The sequence below is a fragment of the Methylobacterium sp. Leaf465 genome (assembly GCF_001424705.1).
In the GTDB taxonomy this organism is placed as follows: Bacteria; Pseudomonadota; Alphaproteobacteria; order Rhizobiales; family Beijerinckiaceae; genus Methylobacterium.
Genome location: NZ_LMRA01000005.1, coordinates 112,994 through 125,569, shown reverse-complemented (window position 1 = coordinate 125,569; position 12,576 = coordinate 112,994). Strand labels below are relative to the sequence as shown.

Annotated in this window: 11 protein-coding genes and 2 pseudogenes; 3 read left to right on the top strand and 10 right to left on the bottom strand. The window is 70.0% G+C overall.

Annotated elements, in window-relative coordinates:
- On the top strand, nucleotides 1–393 hold a 393-nt coding region (locus ASG51_RS05540; protein ID WP_277996195.1), incomplete at its 5' end, for a DNA translocase FtsK.
- A gap of 20 nt (nucleotides 394–413) precedes the next feature.
- Here the strand turns inward: ASG51_RS05540 and ASG51_RS05535 are convergent.
- Together ASG51_RS05535 and ASG51_RS05530 are read right to left on the bottom strand one after the other, a co-directional pair.
- Complete coding sequence (locus ASG51_RS05535) at nucleotides 414–1,454, bottom strand: aldose epimerase family protein (RefSeq protein ID WP_056379609.1); 1,041 nt, start codon at nucleotides 1,452–1,454, stop codon at nucleotides 414–416.
- A 55-nt stretch (nucleotides 1,455–1,509) separates the two neighbouring features.
- Nucleotides 1,510–3,291, bottom strand: a complete 1,782-nt coding sequence (locus ASG51_RS05530; RefSeq protein ID WP_056379608.1) for an ABC transporter ATP-binding protein — start codon at nucleotides 3,289–3,291, stop codon at nucleotides 1,510–1,512.
- Between the two features lie 181 nt (nucleotides 3,292–3,472).
- On the opposite strand from ASG51_RS05530, the gene ASG51_RS05525 reads away from it, so the two are divergent.
- Nucleotides 3,473–4,432: a metal ABC transporter substrate-binding protein gene (locus ASG51_RS05525; RefSeq protein ID WP_056379606.1), complete on the top strand. Its 960-nt coding sequence runs from the start codon at nucleotides 3,473–3,475 to the stop codon at nucleotides 4,430–4,432.
- A 51-nt stretch (nucleotides 4,433–4,483) separates the two neighbouring features.
- Here the strand turns inward: ASG51_RS05525 and moaD are convergent, their stop codons facing one another.
- The 4 genes from moaD to ASG51_RS05505 form a co-directional block, all read right to left on the bottom strand.
- Nucleotides 4,484–4,735 carry a molybdopterin converting factor subunit 1 gene (moaD, locus tag ASG51_RS05520; protein WP_056379604.1) on the bottom strand — a complete coding sequence of 84 codons (252 nt, stop codon included), beginning with the start codon at nucleotides 4,733–4,735 and terminating at the stop codon, nucleotides 4,484–4,486.
- Nucleotides 4,736–4,748: 13 nt separating this feature from the next.
- Nucleotides 4,749–5,348 (bottom strand): CDP-diacylglycerol--glycerol-3-phosphate 3-phosphatidyltransferase, encoded by a 600-nt coding sequence (gene pgsA, locus ASG51_RS05515; protein WP_056212502.1) that lies wholly within the window; start codon nucleotides 5,346–5,348, stop codon nucleotides 4,749–4,751.
- Between the two features lie 58 nt (nucleotides 5,349–5,406).
- The gene (uvrC, locus tag ASG51_RS05510) at nucleotides 5,407–7,500 is read right to left on the bottom strand and encodes an excinuclease ABC subunit UvrC (protein WP_056379601.1); all 2,094 of its coding nucleotides are present in this window, start codon (nucleotides 7,498–7,500) and stop codon (nucleotides 5,407–5,409) included.
- Nucleotides 7,501–7,578: 78 nt separating this feature from the next.
- Nucleotides 7,579–8,313: a chemotaxis protein gene (locus ASG51_RS05505; RefSeq protein ID WP_056379600.1), complete on the bottom strand. Its 735-nt coding sequence runs from the start codon at nucleotides 8,311–8,313 to the stop codon at nucleotides 7,579–7,581.
- A gap of 246 nt (nucleotides 8,314–8,559) precedes the next feature.
- Here ASG51_RS05505 and ASG51_RS05500 point away from each other — a divergent pair, with 246 nt between their 5' ends.
- On the top strand, nucleotides 8,560–9,402 hold the full coding sequence (locus ASG51_RS05500) for a L,D-transpeptidase (protein WP_056379598.1): 843 nt from the start codon (nucleotides 8,560–8,562) through the stop codon (nucleotides 9,400–9,402).
- A gap of 97 nt (nucleotides 9,403–9,499) precedes the next feature.
- On the opposite strand, the gene ASG51_RS05495 is transcribed toward ASG51_RS05500, so the two are convergent.
- The 4 genes and pseudogenes from ASG51_RS05495 to pgeF all read right to left on the bottom strand — a co-directional run bounded on the left by ASG51_RS05495 (nucleotide 9,500) and on the right by pgeF (nucleotide 12,478).
- On the bottom strand, nucleotides 9,500–10,258 hold the full coding sequence (locus ASG51_RS05495) for a DUF2076 domain-containing protein (protein WP_056212494.1): 759 nt from the start codon (nucleotides 10,256–10,258) through the stop codon (nucleotides 9,500–9,502).
- Nucleotides 10,259–10,475: 217 nt separating this feature from the next.
- Nucleotides 10,476–11,020, bottom strand: a pseudogene (locus ASG51_RS24735) (porin family protein); the annotation flags it as partial.
- 1 nt (nucleotide 11,021) lies between these two features.
- Nucleotides 11,022–11,425 (bottom strand): annotated as a pseudogene (locus tag ASG51_RS24930) (porin family protein); the annotation flags it as partial.
- A 264-nt stretch (nucleotides 11,426–11,689) separates the two neighbouring features.
- On the bottom strand, nucleotides 11,690–12,478 hold the full coding sequence (pgeF, locus tag ASG51_RS05480) for a peptidoglycan editing factor PgeF (RefSeq protein WP_056379594.1): 789 nt from the start codon (nucleotides 12,476–12,478) through the stop codon (nucleotides 11,690–11,692).
- Nucleotides 12,479–12,576 lie beyond the last annotated feature (98 nt).

Below are 12,576 nucleotides of genomic sequence, written 5' to 3'. Positions count from 1 at the left end.
CGCGTGCACGGGCCGTTCTGCTCCGATGCGGAGGTCGAGAGCGTGGTCGCCCACCTCAAGCGCCAGGGCCGACCCTCCTACCTCGAGGCCGTCACGGCGGAGGAGGACGGAGCGTCGGGCGGAAAGGGCGGCGCGGACGAGATCGAGGTGGACGGCGCGGTCTTCGATCAGGGCAGCTTCGGCGAGGCCGGCGGCGACCTCTACGACCAGGCCGTGCAGGTGGTGCTGCGGGACAAGAAGGCCTCGACCTCCTACATCCAGCGCCGGCTGCAGATCGGCTACAACCGCGCCGCCTCCCTGATGGAGAAGATGGAGATCGAGGGCATCGTCGGTCCGGCCAACCATGCCGGCAAGCGCGAGATCCTGATCGAGGCGGATTCCCACCACGGCTGAGGAGCTCGGTGGCGCCCGACCTACGGCACGCTCCCGAACCGGTAGGTCGTGGTCGCCCGAAAGGGCGCGTCCGGCCGCAGGACGGTGCTGGGAAAGGCCGGGTGGTTCGGCGCGTCGGGAAACCCTTGCGCCTCGAAGCAGACGGCGTCGCCCGCGCGGTAGAGGCCGCCGCCCGAACCCGTCACCGTCCCGTCGAGCATGTTGGCGGTGTAGAGCTGCAGCCCCGGCCGCGTCGTCGCCACGGTGAGGCAGCGCCCGCTCCCCGGATCGACCGCCTGCGCCACCACGCGAAGAGTCCCGTCGCCGCCGAGCACGTAGGTGTGGTCGTAGCCGTGGGCCAGGGCGAGTTGCGGGTGCGCCGTCCGGATGCGGGCCCCGAGGGCCGTCGGTGTCCGGAAGTCGAAGGGCGTCCCGGCCACGGGCAGGATCGCGCCCGTGGGAATCTGCTCGGCATCGGTCTCCAGCACCGCGTCCGCCGCGAGGGTGACGACGTGCCCGAGGGCGCTGCCCGCGCCCTCGCCGGCAAGGTTGACGTAGCTGTGGTTGGTCAGGTTGAGGATCGTCGGCCGGTCGGTGACGGCGACGTAGTCGATCGCCAGTGTGCCGTCGTCGTCCAGGCGATAGGTCACGGCGACGTCGAGATTGCCCGGGAAGCCTTGCTCGCCATCGGGGGATCGGTAGGCCAGGGTCAGGCTGGCCGCGTCGGCGGCTTCGACCCGCCAGATCCGCCGGTCGAAGCCCTCCGGCCCGCCATGCATGGTGTTGCGGCCCGCGTTCCGGGGCAGCTGGTACGCCGCTCCGTCGAGGCGGAAGCGGCCGCCGGCGATGCGGTTGGCGTAGCGCCCGATGATCGCGCCGAAATGCGCGTCGCTCGCCGCGTAGCCCGCGAGGTCGGCGGCCCCGAGGACGACATTCGCCACGCGGCCCCTCCGGTCCGGCACGTCGATCCGGCTGACGATGCCGCCGTAATCGAGCACCTGCACCCGCAGGTCGCCCCGCGAGAGGGTGTGGCGCATCACGGCCGCGCCGTCCGCCGTGGTTCCGAATGGCTCTGTCCGCATCGACGTCCGAGTCCCGCTCCGGCCGGCTCAACGCGCGGCGGGCGGATCGGTCCCGTCAGGCCGGCACGGCCGCGTCCTCGACGTCGCCGGAGAGCTGCATCCGATGGAGCCGGGCATAGGCGTCCCCCGCCGCCACCAGCGCCTCGTGGCGCCCGGTCTCGACGATCCGCCCGGCCTCCATGACGACGATGCAGTCGGCATCGCGCACGGTGGAGAGCCGGTGTGCGATGACCAGGGTGGTGCGGCCCCGCATCAGGCGCAGGAGCGCGTTCTGGACGAGGCGCTCGGACTCGGAATCGAGGGCGCTCGTCGCCTCGTCGAGGAGCAGGATCGGGGCGTCCTTGAGGAAGGCGCGGGCGAGCGAGATGCGCTGGCGCTCGCCCCCCGAGAGCCGTCCGCCCGCGGGACCGACGGGGAAATCGTAGCCCTCCGGCAGGCGGCTGATGAAGCCGTGCGCCGCCGCCGCCTCGGCCGCCGCCTCGATCTCGGCGCGGGTCGCCCCCGGCCGGCCGAAGCCGATATTGGCCGCGATGGTGTCGTCGAACAGGACCACGTCCTGCGAGACCACGGCCACCGCCGCGCGCAGGGAGGCGAGGGAGACGGTGCGGATGTCCTGCCCGTCGATGCGCACCGCGCCCTCGGTCACGTCGTAGAGGCGCGGCACGAGGTTGAGCAGGGAGGACTTGCCCGAGCCCGAACGCCCGACCAGGGCCACCGTCGCCCCGGCCGGAACGGTGAGGTCGATCCCCTCCAGGGCCGGCGCGTCGGCGCGGTAACGGAACTGCACGTCGCTGAAGCGAATCTCGCCCCCCGCCACCTGGAGCGGGCGCGCCCCCGGCACGTCGCGGATCTGCGGCGCCTCGTCCATGAGGGCGAAGTAGCGCTGGAGCGCGGCCCCGGCTTCCTGAAGGATCGCGTTGAGGGTGCCCAGCGTGCGGATCGGCTGCGAGGCCAGGAGCAGCGCAGTGACGTAGCCGGTGAAGTCGCCGACCGTGCGGTCGCCCGAGGTCACGCGCTGGCCGACCAGGGCCAGCACCGCCGCCACCGCGAAGCCGCCGCCGATCTCCAGGAGCGGGTCGAGGCGCCCGCGGGCATTGGCGGCCTTCATCTTGAGGCGGCGCACCTCGTCGAAGGCCCCCTTCGCCCGGCCCTTCAGGTAGCCTTCGAGCGCGTAGGTCTTGGCGATGCGGGCGCCCTGCAGGCTCTCGGTGATGAGGCTCGCCGTGAGGCCCATCCGCTCCTGCGTCGCGGTGGAGACGCGGCGCAGCTTCCTGCCGACCCGGCCGATCGGGCCGGCGACGAAGGGCACCACCACGCCCGCCACCAGGGTGAGGACCGGATCCATCCAGATCAGGGCCGCCACCAGGGCGATTAGCATGGCGATGTCGCGCAGGAGCACCGTGGAGATGCGGGTCAGAGCCTCCTTGATGAAGGCGAAATCCGTGGTGAAGCGCTGCGTGAAGGCCGCCGGGCTCTCGCGGCCGAGCTGGGCGAGGTCGGATTCGATGAGGTGCCCGTAGAGGGCGGCCTGCATGTCGGCCTCGACCCGTGTGACGACCCGGTTGGTCAGGACGTTCTGGCCGAACAGCGCGAAGCCGCGGATCGACGTGATGGCGATGACGATCACCGGGCCGTAGGCGAGAGCGGCCATGTCCTTGCGGTCGAAGGCGTCGAAGGCGAGCTTGATCAGGGTCGGGTACAGGCCGGTCGCCGCGCCCACGATGGCGATGAGCACCAGAACCACCGCGAGAGTCGCCCGGTGCGGACGCAGCCATTCCCGCCAGACCCGGCCGAGGAGGGGCAGGATGTCGCCCTTGGGAAGCGCCCGTCGCGCCATCTGATCCGCTCTTTCCGTGTCGTGCCCGTCCGCCGGCACGCGGGCCGCGACTGCGGGGGTGTTTGCGTCCGCCCGCCGGCGAGATCAAGCGAAAGCCATTGGGGGCGCGCTCCGCGGTCCGGCTAGGAAATGTGATAATGTTACAGTAGAGCGGGGGAGCTTACCGAAAGGATCGTCCCCGATGCCGTTCCGGCTCCTGTCCCCGCGCCTGCGCTTCCGTCTACCTGCCGCCCTCGTGCTCCTGCTCGGCCTTCTCGGTCCGGTCTCGGCGGCGGAGACGAAGCTGCGGGCCGTCGCGACCTTCTCGATCCTGGCCGACCTGGTGGCCCAGGTCGGCGGGGACCATGTCGCCGTGACCTCCCTGGTGCAGCCGAACGCCGACGCCCACGGCTACGCGCCGGCGCCGAGCGACGCCCGGACCCTGGCGGATGCCAAGCTCGTCGTGGTCAACGGCCTTGGGCTGGAAGGGTGGATCGACCGCCTCATCAAGGCCTCGGGCACGAAGGCGCCGGTCGTCGTCGCCTCCGCGGGGGTCAAGCCGATCGAGGCGGAGGACGACGATCACGGCCATGGCCACGACCAGGGCGGCCCCGGCCACGCGCACGGCCACCACGACGATCCCCATGCCTGGCAGAGCATCGCCAACGCGCGAATCTACGTCGGCAACATCCGGGATGCCCTGGTGCGGATCGACCCGGACCATGCCGCGGCCTATACCGACAACGCCAAGGCGTATCTCGCCAGCCTCGACGCCCTGGAGGCCGAGGTCCGGACGGGGATCGCCGCGATCCCGAAGGCCCAACGCCGGATCATCACGACCCATGACGCCTTCGGCTACTTCACCGCCGCCTACGGCCTGACCTTCATCGCCCCGCAGGGCGTGTCCACCGACAGCGAGGCGAGCCCCCGGGACGTCGCCCGGATCATTCGCCAGATCCGCCAGGAGAAGATCCCGGCCGTCTTCCTTGAGAACATCAGCGATCCGCGCCTGATGCAGCAGATCGCCCGCGAGAGCGGCGCCGTGATCGGGGGCAAGGTCTTCTCCGACGCCCTGTCGGGGCCGGACGGGCCGGCGCCGACCTACGTGGCGATGATGCGCCACAACCTCACGGCCTTCACGGCGGCCCTGGGCAGGCGCTGAGCTGGGCGCCCCAGCCGCCGATCATCGGCCGCCAGGGCTGAGGCCCGAGCCTCAGCCCCCTGTCATGGGGGGAAAGAACGCGATCTCGGAGGCGCCGGCGATCGGTGCGTCCTGCTTGGCGTGGACTCGGTCGATCGCCGCGCGGACGATGCCGGTGGTCTCGAAGGCGTAGGCGTATTCCTCGCCCCGGCCACGCAGCCAGTCGACGAGGTCCGAGACCGTGACAATTCCTTTGGGGAGGTCGACGGTCTCCTCGGCCTTGCCGACGCGCTCGCGCACCCAGGCGAAATACACGAGCTTCATCGCGTGGTGTCCCTCAGCGTGGGTCGTCGATGACGTGCTTGATGCCGGCGCGCAGGTAGTCCCAGCCGGTATAGAGCGTCAGCGCGGCGGCGATCCAGAGGAGGACGGTTCCCGCCCGGATCGTGCCGGGCAGGATCGTTTCCCCGGCCGGGCCGGCGACGAGGAAGCCGATGGCGATCAGCTGTACGGTCGTCTTCCACTTGGCGACCTTGCTCACCGGAACGCCGACCTTCAGCTCGGCCAGGTACTCGCGCAGGCCCGAGACCAGAATCTCCCGACACAGGATCACGATGGCGGCCCAGAGGGTCCAGCCCACGATGGTGTTGTCCGCGGCCAGCATGAGGAGGCAGGCGGCCACCAGGAGCTTGTCGGCGATGGGATCGAGCATCCGCCCGAGGGCCGAGCTCTGGTCGTAGGTCCGCGCCACGTAGCCGTCGAGATAATCGGTGATCGCCGCCAGGATGTAGACCGCCAGGGCGCCGAAGCGCGCGCCCGGCTCGGTGGGCCAGTACAGCAGCGCGACGACGACCGGCACCGCCACGAGCCGCCCGTAGGTCAGGCAGTTCGCGAGCGTCCAGGCTGGCGACCGGCGGCGGGTGAGGACGGGATTCATCGCAGGCGTGAAACCATGTGCGGCGGTGGGGGTCAACCGCCCGGACGCGCCGATCTCGTCACGCATGGGTGTGAAAGAAGTCGTAGACGGCGCGGGCCGTGGCGGCGTTGACCCCCGGGGTCTTCGCCAGGTCCTCGAACGCCGCGCGCTGGATCGCCTTCACGGTGCCGAAGTGGTGCAGCAGCGCGCGCTTGCGGCTAGGGCCGATTCCCGCGATCTCGTCGAGGGGGTTCTTCACCATCTCGCGCTTGCGCTTGGCCCGGTGGCTGCCGATGGCGAAGCGGTGCGCCTCGTCGCGCAGGCGCTGGACGAAGTAGAGGGTCGGGTCGCGCGGCGGCAGCTTGAAGGGGGGGCGGCCGGGGACGAAGAACGTCTCGCGCCCCGCGTCGCGGTCCCGGCCCTTGGCGATGCCCACCAGGGCGACCTCGGTGACGCCGATCTCCTCCAGGGCGGTGCGGGCGGCGTCCAGCTGCCCCTTGCCGCCGTCGATGAGCACGAGGTCGGGCCAGGCCGGCAGGGTGTCGCTCTCCGGGGGCGCCTCCGGGATGGGGACCTCGGCGCCGCCTTCGCCGGCGGCGATCGCGGCCTCCCGGGCGGTGCGCGGGTTCTCCTTGACGAGGCGCTTGAAGCGCCGCTGCAGCACCTCGCGCATCATCCCGTAATCGTCGCCCGGGGTCAGTTCCTCCGACTTGATGTTGAAGGTGCGGTAATGCTGCTTGGCGAAGCCCGTCGGCCCGGCCACGATCATGCCGCCGACGGCATTCGTGCCCATGATGTGCGAGTTGTCGTAGACCTCGATCCGCCGGGGCGTGCCGGCAAGCCCGAACGACTGCCCGAGGGCGGCGAGCAGCTTGCCCTGGGAGGCGGTGTCGGCGAGGCGCCGGCCGAGGGCCTCCTTGGCATTGCGCTGCGCGTACTCGACGAGGTTCTTGCGCTCGCCCCGCTGGGGCTGGTGGATCTCGACCCGGTACTCCGTGCGGCTCGACAGGGCGGCGGCCAGGAGCTCCGCATCCTCGATGGCGTGCGAGACCAGGACGCTGCGCGGCGCCGGCTTGTCGTCGTAGAACTGCCCGATGAACGAGGCCAGGACCTCGTCCGGCGTCATGGTGCGGTCGGCCTTGGGGAAGTAGGCGCGGTTGCCCCAGTTCTGGAAGTTGCGGAAGAAGAACACCTCGATGCAGAACTGGCCCGCCTGCTCGTCGAGGGCGAAGACGTCGGCCTCCTCGACGCCCTGGGTGTTCACCCCTTGCGTCCCCTGGATCGCCGACAGGGCCGCGATGCGGTCGCGGAACCGCGCCGCCCGCTCGAATTCCATCTTCTCCGAGGCGTCCTGCATCTCCTCGCGCATGTGGTCCTTCACGGCGTTCGACTTGCCCGCCAGGAAGCTCTTCGCGCTGTCGGCGAGCGCGCGATAATCGTCGAGGTCGATCTCGCCGGTGCAGGGGCCGGAGCAGCGCTTGATCTGGTAGAGCAGGCAGGGCCGGGTGCGGTTCTCGTAGTAGCTGTCCGTGCAGGTGCGCAGGAGGAAGGCCCGCTGCAGGGCGTTCACCGTGCGGTTCACCGCCCAGACGCTGGCGAAGGGGCCGTAATAGCTGCCCTTTCGGCGCCGGGCGCCGCGATGCTTGATGATCTGCGGCGCTTCCGAATCCGCCGTGACGAGGATGTAGGGAAACGACTTGTCGTCCCGCATCAGCACGTTGAAGCGGGGCTTCAGCTGCTTGATGAGGTTGGCCTCGAGGAGCAGCGCCTCGGTCTCGGTGGCGGTGGTGACGAACTCCATCGCCGCCGTCTGCGAGATCATGCGGGCGATGCGGTTGGAATGCGCCTGGCCCCGGGCATAGGAGCCGACCCGCGCCTTCAGGTTCTTGGCCTTGCCGACGTAGAGGACGTCGCCCTTCTCGTCGAACATCCGGTAGACGCCGGGCGAGGTCGGCAGGGTCGTCCAGAACCTCCGGATCACCTCGGTGCCGGCCTTGACCGCGCCCTCCTCGAAATCGAAGTCGATCTCGGGGGCGTCGTCGGCCTGGGCGAGGTCCTGCGCCTCCTCGGAGGCGTCCTCCCGGAAGCCGTCCTGCGGGAAGCCGTCCTGATCGTCGAAGCCGTCAGGCGGCAGATCGTTCGAGGCGGGGTCTTTCGCGGGCGCGCGGCTCATGCCGCTGACTTAAGCCTCGGGGGAAGGCGAGGGAAGGGGCGACGGAGGAGGCGCGCCGGGCGACCCGGCCCCGTCGCCTCAATCGAACAGCGCGTCGATGTCGCCCTGGTCGACGTGGCCGATATCGTCGGCGAGCTTCGGCCCGTTGAGGAGCGAGCTCTCGTCGTCGATGTCCACCTTGGCGGGATGGGCGCCCAGCAGCTCGCTGAACGTGTCGAGGCCGCCCCAGGCCTCGATCATCCGGTCGAGGTGTTCCTCGATGAACTTCAGCACGCCCACGATCTTGTTGATGCGCTGGCCGGTGAGGTCCTGAAAGTTGCAGGCCTCGAAGGCGACCACGACGCGGTCGAGGATCGCGTCGATGTTCTCGCGTCCCGCCATGGTGGTGGTCATGGCGCGCAGCATGCTGGCGTTGGTCTCGATCTCCTCGATCGCGCCCAGGATCGTGCTGGTGGCGCGCTCGGTGGAGTCGACGACGGCATCGAGCTCGCCCGCCACGCGGCGCATGCCCTTGCCGGTGTTCTCGGAACGGTAGAGCGTCGCGATCTCCTGCTTGGTGCGGGTGATCGCATCCTTCATGATGTCGAGCTCGGAGCGCATGGCGAAGGCTTCGTTCAGCTCCTTCCGGCACGCCTCGATGGTCTCCACCGTGCTGGTCTGCGTGACCTTGCGCAGGTCCTGGATCGCGGACAGGATCTCGTCCAGGCGCTTGTTGTTCAAGGTGACCGACTCCGACGAGACAGCGGATTCCATCGCCACGGGGGCGCTCGCGAGGCCGAGACTGTCTTCGATGCGGTAACGTTTGAGAGTCATCGGTCGCGATCAGCCAACAAGAGTGAAGCCGGGTCATCCTGCGCCCAACTGATTGCGATTTCTTGAACGTCACAACTCATCGGCAACCTTTACGGCGCGTTCACGCTGAATCCATTCCCCTGTTCGCCGCCGCGTCGGCCTGAACGATTCACCATGTTCCTTCACCGGGTGTCCGCCCCGGACCGCGATCCTGGCCCCATGTCGCACCCCTGAGCGGGGTCGATCGGGCTTGGAGCGTTGACGAGCATGCGGTTCGATTGGTGCGTGGCCATCGCCTGCCTGACGGCGGGATTGGCGGGGCAGGGGAGTGGGGCGCAGGCGCAGGGCGCGCCGCGGCCGGGCGCCTATGGCGGCGGCTTCCTCGAACTCCTGATGAGCGATCGGCCGGGCGCGCAGGCGCCACGGGCCATGGCGGAGCGCCCGATCCCCGGCCGGCGCCTGCCGGAGGAGCGCGCGGAGGCGCGCGCGCCGGCGGCCTATGCCGCAGCCGTGCGGCGCCAGCTGCATTCGGGCGATCGGGTTCCCCCGGAGCCGGAATGGGAGCCGCAGGCGCAGATCGCGCCGCAGCGCGTCCCGGTCCGTCTCGCCGCCCTGCCGACGGCGCCGGCGCGGGAACCGGCGGTCGAGAGCATCGCCCGTGCCCCGGATGCCCGCTACGCGCGGCAGGTGGTCGCCTTCGACGGGCCGCAGCGTCCTGGCACCATCGTGGTCGATACGCCGGGGAAGGTTCTCTATCTGGTGCAGCCCGGGCACCAGGCGATCCGCTACGGCATCGGCGTCGGCCGACCGGGCTTCGCCTGGTCGGGCCTGAAGACGATCAGCCAGAAGCGGGAATGGCCGGACTGGACGCCGCCCCAGGAGATGATCCGCCGCCGTCCGGACCTGCCGCGCCACATGGCCGGCGGCCCCGGTAATCCGCTCGGCGCCCGGGCTCTTTATCTCGGCTCGTCGCTCTACCGGATCCACGGCACCAACGAGCCGCACACGATCGGGCAGAACGTCTCGTCCGGCTGCATCCGCATGATGAACGAGGATGTCATCGATCTCTACGAGCGTACGCCGGTCGGCACGCGCGTCGAGGTCCTCTGAAGTCCGAGCCCCGAAGATCTGACCCCTGGAGAAGACCTGATCCCTGAAACGGAAGAGCCGGCGCCTGTTCGAGGCGCCGGCTCTTCGTCATCCTGGATCAGACCCAGTCGTCGTCCCCGCCGCCGCCGAGGTCGCCCCCGAAATCGCCGCCGGAATCCTCCGTGAAGGACGCATCCTGAAGGTCGTTGCCGCCGCCGAGGGCCGAGCCGAGATCCTCGTTGCCGCTGCCGCCGAAAAAGTTGTTCTCGGTGATGTTCGGGGTGCCGCCGAGACCGGCCGCCGCCGCGCTGCCGAGCTGGGAATGGCCGCCCGCGAAGGCGTTGGAGAGGGCGCTGCCGAGGAGCATGCCACCGGCGGCACCCGCCGCCATGGGCAGCGCCGTCGCCATGAAGCCGCCGCCGCGCGCCGGCGCCGCCTGCTGGCCGGCCCAGGGGCCACCCTGCTGCGGACCGCCGTAGCCCGGCTGCTGCCCGTAGCCGGGCTGCGGCTGACCATAGCCCGGCTGCTGCGGCTGTCCGTAGCCCGGTTGGCCGCCCTGGTTGCCCCAGGCGCCGCCCTGGCGTGGCGGCTCGGGCTGGCGGGCGGAGGAGCCACCGCCGAAGATGCTGGACAGGAAGCCGCCGCCCCCCTGGGGCTGCTGCTGGCCCGCACGGCGCAGCTGCTCCAGCTGCTCGTTCAGGCTCTTGATCGCCTCTTCCTGCACGTAGATGAGCTGCGCCATGGCGTAGGGCGCGTAGGGCTGTGCCCGGATCTTGTCGGCTATGAAGCGCTCGGCTTCCGCGTCACGGGGCTGGCTCGAAGCCTGCTCCAGGCGCTGGAAAATGCCGCCGATGACGTCGCGTTCTTCGCTGTTCATGGAGTCGTCCTCCTGGGGCAAGCCGGCGGGTGACCACCCGCACGGGCGGGTCAGAGATGGGGGTGCCGCCGGCCTTTGTCAGGGGTTCAACGCAAACTTTGCCGTCCCGGATGCATGCGCCGAATCCGATTCTGCGCAGAACGCGGAAAAGCCCGGCCTTGCGGACCGGGCTTTCCTGTCGAGGCGCGCCCCGCAAGGGGCGCGACCGGAGCGGATCCTAGTAGGAGCCGAACTTGTAGTTCAGGCCGGCGCGGACGACGGCGAACTCGGTGTCGCGCACCTGGCGGCCGCCGCTGGCGAGCACGACGCCCGGGCTGGTGACGCTGACTTCCTGGCCGGCGTTGTTGACGGCGAAGACACCGTTGTTGCGGTTGCCGCGGTCGAGGTTCACGTACAGACCTTCGATCTTCAGCGTGACGGCCGAGGACTTGAAGAAGTTCAGGAACGAGTCGGTGGGGAGCGCGTACTCGATACCGCCGCCGGCAGCCCAGCCGGTCTGGAAGTCGTCACGGCTGGCCGCCCGAACCGTAGGCGAAGCCGCCGGTGCCGTACACGAGGGTGCGGTCGAAGGCGTAGCCGAGGCGACCGCGGACGGTGCCGAAGTAGTCGAGGCCCGAGACGCCGGCCGGGTTGAAGACCTGCTGGGCGGCCAGCGGGCCGGTRGCCGAGAAGCGGTTCCGCTCACGACCGAAGTCGACGTACTGGGCGTCGGCCTCGACACCGATCACGACACCGGAGCCCGGGGTGAACTGGTAGTTGTAGNGCCGAGAAGCGGTTCCGCTCACGACCGAAGTCGACGTACTGGGCGTCGGCCTCGACACCGATCACGACACCGGAGCCCGGGGTGAACTGGTAGTTGTAGCCGACCTGACCACCGCCGACGAAGCCGTCGTTGCTCTGGCCGTTGCTGAAGGCGATGGCGGCGGTGGTGCCCGGCAGGACCAGGGTGCTGGCGCCGTTCACGCCGATGACGGTCGGCTGGTTGTTGCTGGAAGCGTCGAAGCCGTAACCGGCGTTGAAACCGGCGTAGAAGCCGGTCCAGGTGAACACCGGCACCGGCACGAACACCGGCGGGGGAGCCTGACGACGCGGGAGGTCGGCGGCGAAGGCGGAGCCGGCGATCGCGATGCCGGCGAGCGCGGTGGCGCTGCGAAGGAAGGATTTCATGATCTGGTCCTCTAACCGTTACGCACCGGCGCCACTCTTACGGGTGGCGTCCGCTGCAGTTCCCCGTCTTTAAGCCAGCAGCGTGCGAGAAGCTGTTGCGTTACGATCACGCCAGCCGCAGCGAACGCGGCCCCTTTGTGGCGGTACTCGTCTTATTCTCACCCACTCCGTGAACACCGAACGCGCATCAATGGCCAAGGTTCGCGTACGGCCACGCTTTTTTCCTCACCCCTCTTTGACAAAGTGTCGCAGGGGCTGGGGAGCCTACGGGGACAGCGCGATCGCGGAGATCAGGCGGCCATAATCCCCTTCGCCGCGATGGGTGGTCCGGCGGTAGCTGTAGAATCGGTCGGGATCCGCGTAGGTGCAGCACCCGAGATCGCTCGCCCGGGTGACCCCAGCCTGCGCGAGGCGCGCCAGGATGAAGCCCGGCAGGTCGAACTGAGCATGAGCCTCCCGTGCTCCGGGACCAAGGAAGCGCTCGAAGCCGGGGGCGTCCGCCCGGAATCGTGCGATGAAGTCGGGCCCGACCTCGTAGGAGGTCTGCGCGATCGTCGGGCCGAGGACCGCGACGATGCGGTCGCGCGCGGCGCCGAGGCCCTCCATCGCCGCGAGGGTCCGGTCGATCACGCCGCCCAGGGCGCCCTTCCAGCCCGCATGCGCCGCCCCCACGACGCGGTTCTCCGGATCGGCGAACAGGATCGGCCCGCAATCGGCCGTGGCGATCCCGAGGGCGAGGCCGGGGACCCGTGTCACCATCCCGTCGGCCTTGGGGCGATCGGCCAGGGCGATCGGACCCTCCACCACCACCACGTCGGGCGAGTGGACCTGGTACAGGCTGACGAGGGCGTCCGCCGGGACGTCCAGGTGACGGCTCATGCGGCGGCGGTTCTCGCCCACGTGGTCGGGCGCATCGTTCGAGCCGAGGCCGCCGTTGAGCGCGGCGTAGATGCCCTCCGAGACGCCGCCGCGCCGGGTGAAGAAGGCGTGCCGAATGCCCGGGAGGCCGGCGAGATGCGGGGACTCGAGGGCTTCGGGATGTTCGCGCGTCATAGGCACTGCGATCCTTGAGGAGGACGTCGTTTCTGGACAGGGACTGCGTGGGCACGGCCTTCGCGACGGCGAGGTCTGCATGCGGGGCCTCGAGAGAC

Excerpts from the sequence above, each read along its gene's own strand:
- ASG51_RS05535 (WP_056379609.1), bottom strand. The coding sequence starts at position 1,454 with ATGCGGACAGAGCCATTCGGAACCACGGCGGACGGCGCGGCCGTGATG.
- ASG51_RS05530 (WP_056379608.1), bottom strand. The coding sequence starts at position 3,291 with ATGGCGCGACGGGCGCTTCCCAAGGGCGACATCCTGCCCCTCCTCGGC.
- ASG51_RS05525 (WP_056379606.1), top strand. The coding sequence starts at position 3,473 with ATGCCGTTCCGGCTCCTGTCCCCGCGCCTGCGCTTCCGTCTACCTGCC.
- moaD (WP_056379604.1), bottom strand. The coding sequence starts at position 4,735 with ATGAAGCTCGTGTATTTCGCCTGGGTGCGCGAGCGCGTCGGCAAGGCC.
- pgsA (WP_056212502.1), bottom strand. The coding sequence starts at position 5,348 with ATGAATCCCGTCCTCACCCGCCGCCGGTCGCCAGCCTGGACGCTCGCG.
- uvrC (WP_056379601.1), bottom strand. The coding sequence starts at position 7,500 with ATGAGCCGCGCGCCCGCGAAAGACCCCGCCTCGAACGATCTGCCGCCT.
- ASG51_RS05505 (WP_056379600.1), bottom strand. The coding sequence starts at position 8,313 with ATGACTCTCAAACGTTACCGCATCGAAGACAGTCTCGGCCTCGCGAGC.
- ASG51_RS05500 (WP_056379598.1), top strand. The coding sequence starts at position 8,560 with ATGCGGTTCGATTGGTGCGTGGCCATCGCCTGCCTGACGGCGGGATTG.
- ASG51_RS05495 (WP_056212494.1), bottom strand. The coding sequence starts at position 10,258 with ATGAACAGCGAAGAACGCGACGTCATCGGCGGCATTTTCCAGCGCCTG.
- pgeF (WP_056379594.1), bottom strand. The coding sequence starts at position 12,478 with ATGACGCGCGAACATCCCGAAGCCCTCGAGTCCCCGCATCTCGCCGGC.